Annotated in this window: 1 rRNA gene; it reads left to right on the top strand. The window is 40.1% G+C overall.

The window, feature by feature from the left end:
• Positions 1 to 190: 190 nt before the first annotated feature.
• Positions 191 to 324 (top strand): 23S ribosomal RNA (locus AB4585_RS20155); the annotation flags it as partial.

The following is a 324-nucleotide window of genomic DNA, read 5'->3' as shown; positions in this document are numbered from 1 at the left end:
ATAAACACAACAAACACATTCAAGTGTCTTGTATTCGATTCAAACTTGTTTGAATCACAATTGAGTCCGGCAAACAGTCATTGAGAATTAACCCTTCTTGATGACAACCAAAAACCTTGGTTAGTTGCCATACGCTTATTTGTCTTCACTTTTTAAAGTGAAAGCAAATAGAAACCCTTTCGGGTTGTATGGTTAAGTGACTAAGCGTACACGGTGGATGCCTTGGCAGTCAGAGGCGATGAAAGGCGTAATAACTTGCGATAAGCCCAGATTAGGTAGTAATAACCTTTTGAGTCTGGGATTCCTGAATGGGGAAACCCACTT

The organism is Vibrio sp. 10N.222.49.C9, from assembly GCF_041474985.1.
Classification (GTDB): Bacteria; Pseudomonadota; Gammaproteobacteria; order Enterobacterales; family Vibrionaceae; genus Vibrio; species Vibrio crassostreae_C.
Note: the sequence above shows the minus strand (reverse complement) of the source record. Positions and strands in the feature narration are given on the sequence as shown.